This window comes from Mycetocola spongiae, from assembly GCF_020424085.1.
Lineage (GTDB): Bacteria > Actinomycetota > Actinomycetes > Actinomycetales > Microbacteriaceae > Mycetocola > Mycetocola spongiae.
The window spans coordinates 43,056-58,572 of record NZ_CP080203.1 but is presented as its reverse complement, the minus strand read 5'-3'; the positions used below and the strand labels follow the sequence as shown (position 1 = coordinate 58,572).

At 67.2% G+C, this 15,517-nt stretch carries 13 protein-coding genes; 7 read left to right on the top strand and 6 right to left on the bottom strand.

Features of this window, described 5'->3' with window-relative positions:
- Positions 1-18 precede the first annotated feature (18 nt).
- The 5 genes from speB to rsgA all read left to right on the top strand — a co-directional run bounded on the left by speB (position 19) and on the right by rsgA (position 6,192).
- On the top strand, positions 19-1,020 hold the full coding sequence (gene speB / locus KXZ72_RS00290) for an agmatinase (protein ID WP_226081720.1): 1,002 nt from the start codon (positions 19-21) through the stop codon (positions 1,018-1,020).
- Positions 1,017-2,690 carry a thiamine pyrophosphate-binding protein gene (locus tag KXZ72_RS00285; protein ID WP_226081719.1) on the top strand — a complete coding sequence of 558 codons (1,674 nt, stop codon included), beginning with the start codon at positions 1,017-1,019 and terminating at the stop codon, positions 2,688-2,690. Before speB ends, KXZ72_RS00285 begins: the two co-directional genes overlap by 4 nt.
- Entirely contained in the window at positions 2,687-3,655 is a 969-nt protein-coding gene (locus tag KXZ72_RS00280) for an NAD(P)-dependent oxidoreductase (RefSeq protein WP_226081718.1), read from the top strand. The genes KXZ72_RS00285 and KXZ72_RS00280 overlap by 4 nt, the downstream gene beginning before the upstream one ends.
- A gap of 210 nt (positions 3,656-3,865) precedes the next feature.
- Positions 3,866-5,134: an MFS transporter gene (locus tag KXZ72_RS00275; protein ID WP_226081717.1), complete on the top strand. Its 1,269-nt coding sequence runs from the start codon at positions 3,866-3,868 to the stop codon at positions 5,132-5,134.
- Positions 5,131-6,192: a ribosome small subunit-dependent GTPase A gene (gene rsgA / locus KXZ72_RS00270; RefSeq protein WP_226081716.1), complete on the top strand. Its 1,062-nt coding sequence runs from the start codon at positions 5,131-5,133 to the stop codon at positions 6,190-6,192. The genes KXZ72_RS00275 and rsgA overlap by 4 nt, the downstream gene beginning before the upstream one ends.
- Before the next feature lie 41 nt (positions 6,193-6,233).
- Here the strand turns inward: rsgA and trmD are convergent, their stop codons facing one another.
- From trmD to rpsP, 4 genes are read right to left on the bottom strand one after another with little or no spacing between them, the layout of a single operon-like run.
- Positions 6,234-6,941: a tRNA (guanosine(37)-N1)-methyltransferase TrmD gene (trmD, locus tag KXZ72_RS00265; RefSeq protein ID WP_226081715.1), complete on the bottom strand. Its 708-nt coding sequence runs from the start codon at positions 6,939-6,941 to the stop codon at positions 6,234-6,236.
- A 10-nt stretch (positions 6,942-6,951) separates the two neighbouring features.
- On the bottom strand, positions 6,952-7,620 hold the full coding sequence (rimM, locus tag KXZ72_RS00260) for a ribosome maturation factor RimM (protein ID WP_226081714.1): 669 nt from the start codon (positions 7,618-7,620) through the stop codon (positions 6,952-6,954).
- A complete protein-coding gene (locus KXZ72_RS00255; RefSeq protein WP_226081713.1) occupies positions 7,617-7,862 on the bottom strand; it encodes an RNA-binding protein in 246 nt (81 codons plus the stop codon). The genes rimM and KXZ72_RS00255 overlap by 4 nt, the downstream gene beginning before the upstream one ends.
- A 2-nt stretch (positions 7,863-7,864) precedes the next feature.
- Positions 7,865-8,287 carry a 30S ribosomal protein S16 gene (rpsP, locus tag KXZ72_RS00250; protein ID WP_226081712.1) on the bottom strand — a complete coding sequence of 141 codons (423 nt, stop codon included), beginning with the start codon at positions 8,285-8,287 and terminating at the stop codon, positions 7,865-7,867.
- 219 nt (positions 8,288-8,506) lie between these two features.
- Here rpsP and KXZ72_RS00245 point away from each other — a divergent pair, with 219 nt between their 5' ends.
- Together KXZ72_RS00245 and KXZ72_RS00240 are read left to right on the top strand one after the other, a co-directional pair.
- A complete protein-coding gene (locus KXZ72_RS00245) occupies positions 8,507-9,631 on the top strand; it encodes a glutamate--cysteine ligase (RefSeq protein WP_226081711.1) in 1,125 nt (374 codons plus the stop codon).
- A 455-nt stretch (positions 9,632-10,086) separates the two neighbouring features.
- Entirely contained in the window at positions 10,087-12,585 is a 2,499-nt protein-coding gene (locus KXZ72_RS00240; RefSeq protein WP_226081710.1) for a discoidin domain-containing protein, read from the top strand.
- Positions 12,586-12,645: 60 nt separating this feature from the next.
- Here KXZ72_RS00240 and ffh read toward each other — a convergent pair whose 3' ends face one another.
- Positions 12,646-14,208: a signal recognition particle protein gene (gene ffh / locus KXZ72_RS00235; protein ID WP_226081709.1), complete on the bottom strand. Its 1,563-nt coding sequence runs from the start codon at positions 14,206-14,208 to the stop codon at positions 12,646-12,648.
- A 99-nt stretch (positions 14,209-14,307) separates the two neighbouring features.
- Entirely contained in the window at positions 14,308-15,513 is a 1,206-nt protein-coding gene (locus tag KXZ72_RS00230; protein ID WP_226081708.1) for a M20/M25/M40 family metallo-hydrolase, read from the bottom strand.
- Between the last annotated feature and the right edge of the window lie 4 nt (positions 15,514-15,517).

Genomic DNA, 15,517 nt, shown 5'->3' with positions numbered 1-15,517 from the left:
GTCGAAAGGACATCCATCATGTCTGCCTTCCCACACCTTCCCTCCGCCCTGAGCGCCAACGCCGAGCGCGTCGTTGAGAACGGCAATAGTGGCCCCGTAAACTCCGCGCTGGTGCCGCGCTATAGCGGCCCCGCCACGTTTGCCCTGCTGCCCCGCATCGACGAGGTGGAGCACGCCGATATCGCCGTGATCGGCGCCCCCTGGGACGCCGGGGTCTCGTTCCGCTCGGGTGCCCGTTTTGGGCCCGAACATATTCGTTCCGCGAGCCGGCTGCTGCGCCCCTATAACCCCGCACTGGATATCTCCCCCTTTGCCCGGCTGCAGGTGGTGGACGGCGGCGATATCGCCCTGAACCCGTTTAATATTCCGGAGGCGCTGGAGGTTTTGCAAGATACCGCCACCGCGCTACAGCGCGGAGGCACCTCCCTCGTGACCCTCGGCGGTGATCACACCCTCGCGCTGCCGCTGCTGCGCTCGGTGGCCGCGGTGCACGGCCCGGTAGCGCTCCTGCACTTCGACGCCCACCTGGACACCTGGGATACCTATTTTGGCGCGGAATATACCCACGGCACCCCGTTCCGGCGGGCCGTGGAGGAGGGCATCGTGGATACCGAGGCGCTGTGTCACGTGGGTACCCGCGGCCCGCTCTACGGGCACCGCGATCTAGAGGATGATCGCCGCTTTGGCTTTGGCATCCTCACCTCCTCGGATGTCTTCCGGCTCGGGGTGGACGAGATCATCGCCCGGCTGCGCGAGCGCGTGGGCGCCCGCCCCCTCTATATTTCCCTGGATATCGACGTGCTTGACCCCGCGCATGCGCCGGGCACCGGCACCCCCGAGGCGGGTGGGCTGACCAGCCGCGAGGTGCTGGAAATCCTACGCGGGCTCGCGGGCCTGAATATTGTGGGGGCCGATGTGGTGGAGGTGGCCCCGGCCTATGATCACGCCGATATCACCGCCGTGGCCGCGTCCCATATTGCCTATGACCTGGTCTCGCTGATCGCGGAGAAGAACCGATGAGAGCGGCACGCATCGGCGGCGATGTGGTGCTGGAAACGCTGCGGGCGCTGGGCGCGCGCGGCGTGGTGGGGCTGCCCGGGCAGCACGCGCTGGGGCTCTTTGATGCCCTGCGCCGCTCCCCGCTGGAATATCTCAGCGCGCGCGTGGAAAATAATGCGGGTTTCGCCGCGGATGGCCTGGCCCGGGTGAGTGGTTCCGTGGCCCCGCTGCTGCTCTCCACCGGGCCCGGGGCGCTCACCTCGCTGGCCGCCCTGCAGGAGGCCGCTGCCTCCTCGGTGCCCGTGCTTGCGATCAGCGCGCAGGTGCCCGTGGCCGGCCTCGGCGGCGGGCGACACGGATATTTACACGAGCTGCCCGATCAGTCAGCCTCATTCCGGGGAATCGTGAAATCGGTATTCACGGTGCGCACCATGGCCCAGATTCCCTCGGCCCTGATCGCCGCCTGGGAGGCCTCACTCGCCGCCCCCGCGGGCCCCACGCTGGTGGAGATTCCGCAGGATATCCTGCTGCAGGCGGCCGCGGGACGGGTACCGGTGGTGGCCCCGCTGCGCGCCCAAATACCGGCGCTGGAACCGCGTCCCGAGGTGATCGGCGCGGCCGCCGATCTGCTGGCCGCGGCCCGGAATCCGGTGATCCTCGCCGGCGGTGGCGTGGTGCGCTCGGGAGGGCAGGACGCCCTGCGCATCCTCGCCGAGACGCTCCAGGCCCCCGTGGTCACCACATTCGGTGGTAAAAACGCGCTGCCCTGGGAGCATCCGCTCTCGGCGCGCTCCTGGCTCGAAGATATCGCCGTGACCGAGTTTCTTGAGGCCGCGGATGTGCTGCTGGTGGTGGGCTCCGGGCTCGGCGAAACCTCCAGCAACTATCACACGTTTGCGCCGCGCGGCAGCCTGATTCAGATCGAGGCGGACCTGGGCAAGGTATGTTCCAACCACGACGGGCTCGGGGTACATGCCGATGCCGATCGCGCGCTGCGGGCACTGGCCGCGGAGCTGGCAGGCCGGGAGATCACGGGCCTGGCGGAACGGCTCGCGCACGGGCGGGAGCGGATCGACGCGCTCCTCTCCACCGTGATTTCGCGGCTGGACGGCCAGGATCTTGAGGCCGAACGCGCGCTGCTGGACGCGCTGCGCGCCGCGGTCCCCGATCACACCGATACGTTCTGGGATATGACGATCCTCGCCTATTGGGCCTGGTCGGCCTGGGATCCGCGCGGCGGACGCTTTGCCAGCGCGCAGGGCGCGGGCGGGCTCGGCTATGGCCTGCCCGCGGCACTCGGCGCCGCCTGGGGCCATCGCCTCGCGGGCACCAATTCGCCCGTGCTCGCCGTCTCCGGGGATGGCGGTGCGCTTTATGGCATCGCGGAGCTGGCCACACTCGCGCAGCATCACCTGGACGTGACGTGGCTGATCGTGGACGACGGCGGGTATGGAATCCTGCGCGAATATATGGTGGGGGCCTTTGGGGAGGCCACCGCGACCGAACTGGCGCGGCCCGATTATGTGGCGCTGGCGCGGTCCTTCGGGATTCCCGCGGAACTGGCCACGCCCGGGGAGGCGGCGGGGGCCGTGGCGCGTGCGCTGGCCACGCCGGGCCCCAGCGTGGTGGTGGTACCCACCGTGCTGGGCCTCTTTGCCCCCACCCACCTGGACCGGGTGGCACGGGCATGACCCGCCCGCTGATTATTTTTACCGATCGCACCGATCTGGATCAGGAGCCCGCGCGGCGCATCCTGGAGGACGCGGGTTTCGCGACGCTCTCGATCGACCTTCCCGGTTCGGGCCTGCCCGAGGCGGCGCGCGAAGCCGTGGGGCTGATCGTGGGCTATGCGCGGGTGGATGCCGCGGTCCTGGACCGGCTGCCGAATCTGCGCATCGTGACCACCACGAGTGCGGGTTTTGACATGGTGGATAGCGCAGAGCTGACCCGGCGCGGAATCTGGCTCTCGCCCCTGCCGGATGCCGCGACCGAGGAGGTCGCGGCGCATGCGCTCACGCTGCTGCTGGCCGCCGAGCGGCACCTGCCGGCGGCTCTGGCCACCACTGCGGCCGGCGGATGGACCGCGCAGCTGCCCGGCCCGCTGCCGCGCCGGCTGAGCACGCTCACGCTGGGGCTCTATGGCTGCGGGCGTATCGCGCGGCGCCTGGCCCGGATAGCCGGGCCGCTTCTGGGCCGGGTGATCGCCCACGACCCCTATCTGGAGTCCTATCCCGCGGGGGTGGACGGGGTGGAGCCCTCCCGGCTGCTCGCGGAATCCGATATTCTCTCGCTGCATTTGCCGCTGACCGAGCAGACCCGGGGGCTGCTGGGCGCGCGCGAGCTCGCCGCACTGCGCCCGGGGGCGCTGCTGATAAACGTCTCGCGCGGGGAACTCGTGGAGGAATCCGCGCTGCTGGCGGCGCTGGATTCCGGGGGCCTGCGCGCCGCGCTGGATGTCACGGCGCAGGAACCGCCCGCGGCGGCCCATCCGCTGCGCTCGCATCCGCGCGCACTGCTCACGCCCCATACTGCCTTCGCCTCGGAGGGCTCGCTGGAGCATTATCTCTGCGAACCCGCGCGCACCCTCGTCACCTGGTCGCGCGAGGGCGCACCTCCGTATTCGGTGACCCCCGGACCCGGGGGCGCGCGAAACTAGGCATATCCACGTAGTTGGGCCCGGGGCAGGGCGGATGCCACGGGCCCGAATATTGCACTAAATATCAGTTTTGCGGACTAGCGTGTGGCAGGTCGTCCGGCGGACGATGGCTCGGCGAAGAGTATTCGGTGGGCCCCGTTTTACCACCAAAGGACCCACGCTGAGCGCTCTCCCGTCCCACCATGCTTTCCTCCCCGGCGGTGCCCACCGATGAGGCCAGGGCTCACCCCGGCGCCCCACCCCTTTCGGGTCGGGGCCTTTCGCACCTATTATTTGGGCCAGGCGTTTTCGTATATCGGCGATGGCATTATCCCGGTGACCTTTGCCTTTGCGGCCCTGGCCGTATCCGATTCCGGCTGGGGCATGCCCATAGTTTTGCTCTCGCTCTGGATCGCACGGATGCTCTGTGTGGCGGCGGGAGGCACGGTTGCCGATCGTGTGGACCGGGTCGCGGTGATGTGGGTCGCGGATGTTGTGCGCCTGCTCGCGCAGCTCATCCCGATCCTGGGGTTTATCACGGGTACCGCAACGCTGTGGCATCTTGGCATCTCCGCGGCACTCTACGGGGCGGGAACGGCCTTTTATCTGCCGGCGAGCATCGGCCTGCTCCCCGAGTTATTGCCCCCGGAATCGCTCCAAAGAGCAAATTCCGCGATCGATATCGCCTTTAATACGGGCATGCTGCTCGGCCCCACCCTCGCCACATTATTAACCGTGGCCGGCGGGGTGGAAACCGCATTATTCTTCGACTGCGCCACATTTTTGGTGTCCCTCCTCTGCCTCGCGTGGTTATATCGTCTCCGCCGCCGGGGCACGGGGACACCCCCCTCCGTCGCGGAGGCCGCGAGTGGGGCCGAGGAGACCGCGGTGGATTCCGGTTTCCGAAACGGCCTGCGCCTCCTCACCCGCTATCCGGCGCTGCTGGCCCTCATCCTGCTGTGGTGCCCGGTGCAGCTGGGGGCCGCGGCCACCAGCGTGCTTGGACCGCTGATGGCCCGGGATATATTCGGAAATATGGCCTCCTGGGCCGCCCTCACCACCGCACTCGCCGCCGGGGGACTCCTCGGTTCCTTCCTCGCCGGATGGGTCAGGGTCGGCCGCCCCCCGCTCTATATTCTCTGGATACTCGCCCTCTGCCCACCCCTTCAGCTGCTCTGCTTTGGCCTGGTGCCGAATATCATCGCGCTGACAGGGGCCTTTGCGCTCACCGCCGCGGCGGTGGCCATCGCCGAGGTTCTCTTTGATACCTATCTGCAACGGACCATCCCCAACTCCGCACTCTCCCGGGTGGGCGCGGTGGAGCAGACGCTGAGATCGGTGATGGTTCCCGTGGGCCTGGTGATCAGCCTTCCGCTGGCCCGGTGGCTGGGTATGACCTGGTTTCTTGGCGCCCTCGCGGGCCTCATCCTGATCGGCGGCCTGATCGCCGGCACGTTCATCCACCGCTCCCGGGATACCCCTCTTGGAGAAAACTCATGACACAGACAATGGCACTACTGCGCCGGCTGGGCCTCCCCGAGCGGGCCGAACTGCGCTGGCTCTCGCGGGATAGCACCGGCCGTGAGGATGCGGCCGCGCTCCTCTCCGGCGCCCACCCCGGCCGGGTCGTGGCAATGCACGGCGCGCGGGCCGATGTGCTCCTGGCCCGGAACGACCGGCTCGAATATCACGTATTGGGCCTCTCCCCCACGCTCGCGGCCACGCCGATCACCGGGGACTGGGTCCTGGCGGGCGAGGAGCGTATCCTCGAGCTGGCGGTGCGCCACACCACCCTGTCACGGCCCGATCCGCGCGGAACCGGGGTGCAGATACTCGCGGCAAATATCGACCATATCCTGCTGGTGCTCTCGCTGGAACACCAGCCGAGCCTCGGGGCCCTGGAACGCCTCGCCGTGCTCGCCTGGGACAGCGGCGCCCAGCCGCTGACCGTGCTCACCAAGGCGGATACCGTGGCCGATCCGGCGGCCACGCAACGCGCGGTATCCGATACCGTACCGGGAATGGAGGTGCTTCTCACCAGCGCGGTCACCGGGCTGGGGCTGAACCGGCTCCGCGAGATCATGGCTCCGGGCACCACCACAACGATGCTGGGGGCCAGCGGGGCGGGCAAAACCTCCCTGCTGAATGCGCTCGAGGGACGTGCGGAACCGGTGCGGGAGGTGGGCGCGGCGGGGCAGGGCCGCCACACCACCACCTCCCGACAGCTCTATCCGCTCACGGACGGCGGAATGCTCCTGGATCTGCCGGGAATCCGTTCGCTTGATCTCCTCGCGAGCGAGGAGGGAGTGGACGAGACCTTCGCCGAAATCACCGAGGCCGCCAAAAAATGCCGCTTTGGGGACTGCACCCACACGGTAGAGCCCGGTTGTGCGGTCCTCTCCGCGGTCGAGGCCGGGGACATCTCGCGGCGTCGGCTCATCAGCTGGCAGCGGATCCACCGCGAGATTGCGTATCGGGACCGCCGGGGTGATGCCGAGGCTCTGGCCCGGCAGCATGCCCAGTGGAGGGCGGAGTCCCGGAGGCGGCGCTCCCGCTGACGCGCGCCCGGCGCGCCACCGGGACGAGGCGGATCGCGGGGTTAGGCCTCGCCGAGCAGATCGGGTCGCACGCGGCGCGTGCGCTCGATCTGCTGTTCGCGCCGCCAGGCGTCCACGGCACCGTGGTTGCCGCTGCGCAGCACCGCGGGGACCTCTAGATCGCGCCACGTCTGCGGCTTGGTATAGCTCGGGTATTCCAGGAGGCCATCCTCGTGCGATTCCTCCACGAGCGAATCGGGATTGCCCACCATGCCCGGGATGAGGCGGCCGATGGCCTCGATCATCGCGAGCACCGCAACCTCGCCGCCGTTTAACACATAATCGCCCAGGCTCACCAGGCGCACGCGCGCGCGGGTGGCGGTGTGATCAAAAACCCGCTGGTCGATGCCCTCATAGCGGCCGCAGCCAAAGACCAGCGATTTCTCCTGGCTCAGCTCGCGGGCCATCGCCTGGTTAAACACGTCCCCGGCAGGGGACGGGAAGATCACCAGCGGGGAGTCCTCGCTCACGGCGGTCGGCTCGGAGCCCAGCACGGAATCCAGCGCCTCGCCCCAGGGCTCGGGCTTCATAACCATGCCGGCCCCGCCACCATAGGGCGTATCGTCCACGGTACGGTGCCGATCATGCGTGAAATCGCGCAGGTTATGCACGTTCATATCGATCAGCCCCGACTGCCGGGCCTTTCCCAGCAGAGAGACGTCAAGGACGTCAAAATACTCGGGGAAAATGGAAATAATATCGATCCTCATGGAGGACTCCCTATGCGGTGGGGTTGGCGGGTGCTTCCGCGGAATCATCCGCGTCGCCGGCGTCCCGGGCGGCGGCCTCGGCGGCGCGCGCCTCCAGGACCTCCTTCTTCGGGGTGGGCTCCACCGTATCCGGCAGCTCCTCAAAGAGGCCGGCGGGAGGGGTGACCACCACAAAGCCCTCGGCCACGTTTACCTCGGGCACGATGGCCGAAACAAACGGAACCATCACCTCGCCATCGGCGGTGCGCACGATCAGCAGATCCTGCGCGGGCATGTGCTCCACGCGCAGCAGCGTACCCACCTCGGCACCATCGCGCAGCACGCGCAGGCCGATCAGCTGGTGGTCATACCAGGCATCGGGCTCATCGTTATCGGGGGTGGCATCGGCGTCGATCCAGAGGATCGCCTTAATCAGGGTATCCGCCTCATCGCGGTTATCCACGCCGTTAAAGAACGCCACCGCATGCCCGTTATACCAGCGCAGCTCATCAAGCTCGATGGTTTTACCGTGCCACTTGGAGCCGGTCGGGACTTGCAGGGTGAAGACCGCGCCGGGCACAAAACGGTGCGCGGGGTCATCGGTGAAAAGTTCAAGCTTGAGTGCGCCCTTAAGCCCGTGGGCCTTGGTCAGCCGGCCGACGCGCAGCTGATTTTTTCGGGGCTGTTCTGCCGGGCTCATCGGGCAGTTGCGTCGGTGTCGACAACGTCAACACGGACCCGAGCCCCGCCGGCCAATGAATTGACCAGGGTACGCAGCGCCTTGGCGGTGCGACCCGAGCGGCCGATCACGCGGCCGAGATCCTCGGGGTTCACACGAACCTCGAGGATCTCGCCGCGCGTCGTGCTCTTCGCCGCGACCTGGACGTCTTCCGGGTGGTCGACAATCCCTTTAACGAGATGTTCCAGAGCGGGAGAGAGCAAAATTACGCCGTTTCTTCTTCGGTAGCTGCTTCAGCGGCCTCGGCGGCGGGCTCTTCAACCTTGGCCGGAGCCTTCTCCACCTTGGGCTTCAGAACGGGCTTCTTCTTCGCGTCAATCACGAAGGGAGCCTTGGGCTCCTTGACCTTAACGGTCGAAACGGCGTCCTTATCACCCTTGAACTTGCCCCAGTCGCCCGTGAGCTTCAGGAGCGCAGCAACCTGCTCGGTGGGCTGTGCGCCCACGGAGAGCCAGTACTGGGCACGGTCGGAGTTGATCTCGATGAACGAGGGCTCCTCGGTGGGGTGGTACTTTCCGATCTCCTCGATCACGCGACCGTCGCGCTTGGTGCGCGAGTCGGCAACGACGACACGATAGTACGGTGCACGGATCTTACCCATGCGCTTGAGACGAATCTTGACAGCCACAATTCTCCTGTGATGTTTAGTGTGGTGAACTGGTTGCCGAGCGCGTGGGGTGCACACGCGGCGAAAGCTCGAGGGGTCCATTGCACAACTGATAGAGGGTCGGTTGTGCACGGACTCAATCACCCATTCTGTCAGAAATCGTCGCATCCGTGTAATCGGGTTTATAAGCGTGTCAGAATTGCGGAAGACACTCGGCGGTGAAGGGACACTCAGCAGGCCATGAAAATCGATTTTGCGCACTCCGAACGATCCACAATCGGGCTGGAGTGGGAGCTCGCCCTCGTGGACCCGGAGAGCGGAGATCTGGTCTCCCGGGCCGATGAGGTCCTGGCCTCCCTGCGCACCCCGGAGGGCCTGGAACACCCGCATATCACCGGCGAACTCCTGCTGAATACCGTGGAATTGGTCAGCGCCGTGCACCATACGGTGCCCTCCGCGATCACCGATCTGCGCGGTCAACTCGCGGAGGTGCGCGCGGTGACCGATCCGCTGGGCATCGAGCTGATCTCCGCCGGGTCACACCCGTTTGGGCAGTGGTTTGACCAGCCGGTGACCGATAAGGAGCGCTACCACCGCCTGATCGACCGCACCCGCTGGTGGGGGCGGAACATGATGATCTGGGGCATGCATGTGCATGTCGGCGTGGAGGATGTGGCCAAGGCGCTGCCCCTGATCGATGGCCTGATGACGTTTTCGCCCCATCTCCAGGCGCTGAGTGCGTCGAGCCCGTTCTGGGGCGGCGTGGATACCGGCTATGCCTCCAATCGCTCCCTGATGTTTCAGCAGCTCCCCACGGCGGGGGCACCGGCCCAGTTCACCCAGTGGCCCGAGTTTGAGCGCTATGTGGCGGATATGACCCATACCGGGATCATCGAGGACCATACCGAGGTGCGCTGGGATATTCGCCCCAGCCCGCAGTGGGGCACCGTGGAGATGCGCTCCTGTGATGCCGCGAGCACCACGCGGGAGTTCGCGGCGGTGGCAGCGCTCATTCACTGCCTGGTTGAATATATGTCCGCGCGCCTGGACCGGGGCGAGGAGCTCACCACGCTGCAGCCCTGGTTTATTCGCGAAAATAAATGGCGGGCCGCGCGCTATGGGCTTGACGCAATCCTCGTGGTGAATGCCGCGGGCGATGAGCGCCTCGTGACCGAACACCTCGCCGAGCTCCTGGTGGAGCTGGCCCCCACCGCCGAGCGGCTCGGTTGTGCGGCCGAACTCGCGGGGGTGGCCGGGATCATCGCGGGGGGCGGCAGCTATCGGCGCCAGCTCGCCGTGGCGGCCGCCCACGACGGCGACCTGCGCACGGTGGTGGCGGCGCTGGCGCGCGAATTGCGCGAGTAGCCCGCCGCGGCCCCAACCGGCGCGGGCCGATCTCCGCCCCGCCCGGCGGCGGGACCCCTCGCCGACCATCGGGCACACCCCGAATCCCGAGAGCTGCCCCGCCGCGTCCAGCGATACCGAAGCGGTGTGGGGCGCGCCATTTTCCCCTCCCAGATCCAGCCGCCCCGCCCGGGCCCCACTCCCCCGGCGCTCCCGCCCGCGCGCCGCGACCCGGTGCCGCCGCGACCCGGGCGGCGCGATTGCGCGCGCCCCCGATACGCGGGCCCACCCGCCGCCTCCGCCCGTTCCGCATTCCCCAAATAGTTGGATTCGGAGTTGCGCAATCGCTTACTGGTCTGTTAGTAAGTTAACCAGCGATTATAGAAGCCCCCAGCACGGCACGGGCGAGCCCATAAACGCGAGAACACGCGGAGCATCACCACACGATGCCCGCGCGCCACAACACACGAAGGAGTATGTTGCCTATTTTCCCCCTGCGCGCGCCACTGGGCCGCGCCCGCTCACTACTGGCCGGCACGATCGGGCTCTCCCTGATCCTTGCCGGATCGCTGACCCTGATCAGCCCGGCCTCGGCGGCCCCCGCCACCCTCCTCAGCGCGGGCAAGCCCGTCACGGTCTCCAGCACCCAGGCCCCACACCTCCCCGCGAACCTCACCGATGGCGACCCCCAAACCCGTTGGGCGAGCGAGACCGGGGAGGGCGCCTGGGCCGAGATCTCCCTCGGCGCCGCGTGCACCCTGGATCGCCTCGAACTCACCTGGGAGGCCGCCTATGCCCGCCAGTATCGGGTGGAGGGTCGCGTGGATGGCGTACTCACCACCCTTAAAGAGGTAACCGCGGGCACGGGAGGCACCGAATCCGTGACCGGCCTGATCGATGCCTCCAATGTGAGCGCCGTGCGCCTGACCTCGATCGAGCGGGCGCTGCCCCACGGCATCTCGCTCTTTGAGATGGGTGTCTTTGGCTCCGAGTGTGTGGACCTCCCGGATGTCCCCGAGACCCCCGGCGATCCCGAGCTGGGAACCCTGATCTCCCGCGGCGCCAAGGCCCTCGCCTCCTCCGTGGAAAACCCCGCGCACGCGCCGGGCAATGCCACGCGCGAGGATCCGACGCTGCGCTGGTCCTCGGCCGCCACCGATAACGAGTGGATCATGCTGGACCTCGGGGCGCGCTATAACGTTTCCGCGGTGGCCATCGACTGGGAAACCTCCTATGCCACCGATTACCGCATCGATACCTCGCGAAATGGTTGGGACTGGGACACCCTCAGCACCGTGACCGGCAGCGACGGAAAAACCGATGTCATCCGGGCGAGTACCGCGGCCACCGATGTGCGTTTTATCCGCATGAGCGCGCTCGTGCGCTCCTCCCAGTTTGGTGTCTCGATGTGGGAGTTCCGGGTATACGGCGATGACCGCGAGGAGCTCCCGACCGCCTATGACGAGGGAAAAACCCCGGGCACCGAGCTGCTGAGCTATCAAAAACCCGGCACCGCCTCCTCGAGCCAAAACGATATCCGCTGCGTGGAGTGCACGCCGGATAAAATGTTCGATCAGGACATGGGCTCGCGCTGGGCCGTGGCCGAGGAGGACTGGTCCGATGATGCCTGGGTCATGGTAGACCTGGGCGCCCCCGCCGTGGTCTCCCAGGTATCGCTGCGCTGGGACCCCGCCTTTGCCACCGCCTACCGCCTCGATATCGCCTCCGAGGTCGACGGCCCGTGGACCCAGGTCTACGGCACCATCGGCGGCACCGGCAATAAGGACATCATCACACTGGAACCCACCGCGGGCCGGTTTCTGCGGCTCACGATGCAGGAGCGCGCCGTGGTCTGGGGCAATAAATACGGCTATTCGATCGCCGAGTTCCGCGTATACGGCACCGGCGGAGACCCGGTCACCCCGCCCGCGGGAGCCACCGACCCCGATTTTGACAACCTCGAACTGGTCTGGAGCGATGAGTTTAACGAACCCGCGGGATCGGCCGCCCATCCCGATCGCTGGGTCATGGATAACACCGCCCGGGCCGGCGATAATAATAATGCCGAGCTTCAGCTCTATACCGCCAACACCAATAACGTGCGTCACGATGGCGAGGGAAACCTGATCGTCGAGGCCAAGGTGGACGACCTGCACGGGGCGAAGGTTTATACGTCCGGGCGGCTCAATACCTCCGGCCTCCTGCATGCCCAGTATGGCCGCTTTGAGGCGCGCGTGAAGGTACCCGAGGGACGCGGCCTCTGGCCCGCGTTCTGGATGATGGGCTCCAGCTTCCTGGAGGGCCGCCCCTGGCCCGCCAACGGCGAGATCGACATCATGGAGGTGCTGGGGCATGAGCCCAGCGTGTCCCATTCGACCATTCACGGCCCCGGCTATTCGGGCATGGGCGGGCAGGGGCAGTCGTTTACGTTGCCCTCGCAGGCCAATCTCGCCGAGGATTTCCACGTCTGGTCCGCGGACTGGGACAGCACCGGAATCCGCTTCGCCCTGGACGGGATCCCGACCTTCGAGATCACCAAGGACTATGTCGAAAACACGCTGAACCAGCCCTGGGTCTACGATCAGGAGTTCTATCTGATCCTCAACCTCGCGGTGGGCGGCGACTGGCCCGGCTCCCCGAATGCCGAGACGCAGTTCCCCGCGCAGATGCTGGTGGACTATGTGCGCGTTTATCAGTCCGAGGATTCGGGCTCGCTCACGGGCGGTCAGGGCACCCCCATCACCGCCCCGATCGGATCGGGTAATACCCCCGGCGCGGGAGCAGGGCAGGGCGCCGCCGCGGGCGCTGCCGCACCCGCGGCCCGGCCGGGAACCCCCGCCACGGGAGTCCTGGGCGAGACCGGTTTTAACGCCGATCTGGGCTGGGCCCGCGCGCTCTCCCTGCTGCTGATTCTCGGCGGCGGCGCCGTGCTGCTGCGGCAGCGGCTGGCCCGCCGCGTGGCCGATCCGAGCTAACCAGGCAAAATAAAACGGCCGTCCCGGAAACCCGGGGCGGCCGTTTTATGTTGGCGGGAACTAGCCCTTATTGCCCAGCATGCGCTGCAGCGTGGCCATGTCTTCCTCGCTCGGCTCCCCCGTGGGGGTGGAGCCGCCGGTCAGGCCAAAGCCCGAGCCCACGGGACGCGCGGATTCGGCCGCGGACAGGCCCGCGTTTTCGGTGGCCCGCTTGGCGGGGTTACCCGAGCGCGAGCCGCCCTTCTTCTTGGCGTTTTTCTTGGGCATCTTGGCGCGTCCGCCGGGAACGGGACCCATTCCGGGGATCTGCGGCATGCCGCCCTTGGCCACGGTTTTCATCATCTTCGCGGCCTGCTCAAAGCGCGCCACGAGCTGGTTGACCTCGGTCACGGTGGTACCCGAACCCTTGGCGATACGCAGGCGGCGCGAACCGTTCAGGAGCTTGGCGTTCTGGCGCTCCTTGGGGGTCATCGCCTGGATGATCGCCTCGGTGCGGGACAGCTCGGACTCATCGAAGTTTTCCAGCTGCTGCTTCATCTGGCCCATGCCCGGGAGCATGCCCATCATCTTCTTGATGGAACCCATATTGCGCAGCTGCTGCATCTGCTTGAGGAAGTCCTCCAGCGTGAAGGTATCGGTCGCGAATTTCTCGGCGAGCTTCGCGGCCTCCTCCTCGTCGAAGGCCGACTGGGCCTGCTCGATCAGGGTGAGGATATCTCCGAGGTCGAGGATACGGCTCGCCATGCGGTCGGGGTGGAACGGCTCGAAGTCGTCCAGGCCCTCGCCCGTGGAGGCAAAAATAATGGGGCGTCCCGTGACCGAGGCCACCGAGAGTGCGGCACCACCGCGCGCGTCACCGTCGAGCTTGGAGAGCACCACTCCGGTGAAGTCCACGCCCTCCTGGAAGGCCTTGGCGGTATTCACGGCGTCCTGACCGATCATCGCATCGATGACAAATAGGACCTCATCGGGGTTGACGGCGGCGCGAATCTTCGCGGCCTGCTTCATCATTTCCTCGTCCACACCGAGGCGACCGGCGGTATCCACGATCACGACATCGTGATGGTTTTTCTCCGCGAAGGCCACACCGGCCTTGGCCACCTTCACCGGGTCGCCCACGCCGTTGCCGGGCTCGGGCGCGAAGATCGCGGCACCCGCCTGCTCGGCCACAACGGTGAGCTGGGTCACGGCATTGGGGCGCTGCAGGTCGGCGGCGACCAGGAGCGGGGTATGCCCCTCCTTAACGAGCCACTTGGAGAGCTTTCCGGCGAGCGTGGTTTTACCCGCACCCTGCAGACCCGCCAGCATGATGACCGTGGTACCGGTCTTGGCGAACTGCAGGCGACGCTGCTCGCCGCCGAGGATCGTGATGAGCTCCTCGTTGACGATCTGCACCACCTGCTGGGCGGGGTTCAGCGCCTTATTAACCTCATCGCTCAGGGCGCGCTCGCGCACCTTTCCGGTGAAGTCTTTAACCACGTCAAACGCGACATCGGCGCCGATCAGGGCGCGACGAATCTCGCGGACGGTGGCATCCACGTCCGAGGCCGACAGCGTGCCCTTTTTGCGCAGGTTTCTGAAGGTATCGGCGAGCCGATCTGAGAGATTTCCAAAAGTAGCCATTTGATCCCACTTTACCCAATTCTGCCCGGCCCGGGGTACGCGCCGGGCGCGCACGGTGTTTCCCGGGGCGCGCGGCGGCGCAACCCCGGGAATACGCGGCTAGAGAATGCCCGGTGCCGCGGCCCGCGCGGGTGCCGCGAGGGTCTCAAGCAGGTGCGCGGCGAGACCCTCGACCCAGATAATATTCTGGGCAATCTCGGGATTGGGCAGGTCCTCGGGCTGATGCAGGTGCTCGCGATCGTTGAGCGTCATAAAGCCCGAGGGGATCCCCGCGCGATAGAACGTGGCATCATCGGTGCCCGTGGTGGGAGGGAACCGGGAGACCACCCGCAGTCCCGGCCGCGTGGCCGCGGCATAGGCGCGCGTGGTCAGGCTGAACTCCACCTCGAAGCGCTCGGGCGCGGCAAAGGCCTCCACAAATTCGCCCCGCCCCAAACCGTCAATATTCAGCACATAGGCGATCGCATCGCGCTGGTGCTGGCTGGTCTGCGCGAGGTATTCGCGCGAGCCGCTGAGATGCCACTCCTCCCCCGTGAAAAAGATCAGCCGCACGGGGCGCGGCGGCGCGTGATGGGCCCAGGTGCGCGCAAGCCGCAGCAGCGCGATGGTGCCCGAGCCGTTATCGTAGGCGCCCGGGGTATTCCAGAACGTGTCATAGTGCGCGCAGAGCAGCACGTGCCGGTCCTCGGGCCAGGCCTCCCCCGCCGCATCCGGGGCGGCCGGGATATCCACGATCAGGTTATCGGAGGCGGCCACACCCCCGTGCACGCAGTCCAGTTCCAGCTCCACGCTGACCTCCTCGCCCGCCGCGAGGGAGCGGGCGAGCGCATCGGCGTCCTCGCGCCCGATGGCAAAATGGGCGCGCGCATAATCGGAGCCCGAGGGCAGCGGCTGCGGCGCGGCCCGTCCGCTATCGCGCCCGATCAGATAGGCGAGGATCTCGCCCTCCTCGTCCAGGACCAGGAATTTTTGCCAGACCATCGAGTCACCCCAGAGGCCCTCGGGCCCCATTTCGACCACGCGGCCGCGGCGGGCCCCGCCCGTGGAGCCGCTCCACAGCAGCGGCCAGGCCCGGATCTCGCGCTCCTCGGGCGAGGTCAGGCGCAACCGGCAGACCTCGCCCGGGGCCCAGCCCGGGACCGCAACCCGCTGCCGGGTCACGGCCAGGCCCGCGGCGCGCAGCTGCTCCTCGAGCCAGTGGGAGGCGCTCTCCAGGCCCGCGGTTCCGTGAAAGCGGATGCCGCGATCGGTCAGGTCGTTGAGGTCCTTCAGTGCGGCATCCTGTGCCGCGAGTATTATGCTCATTTTG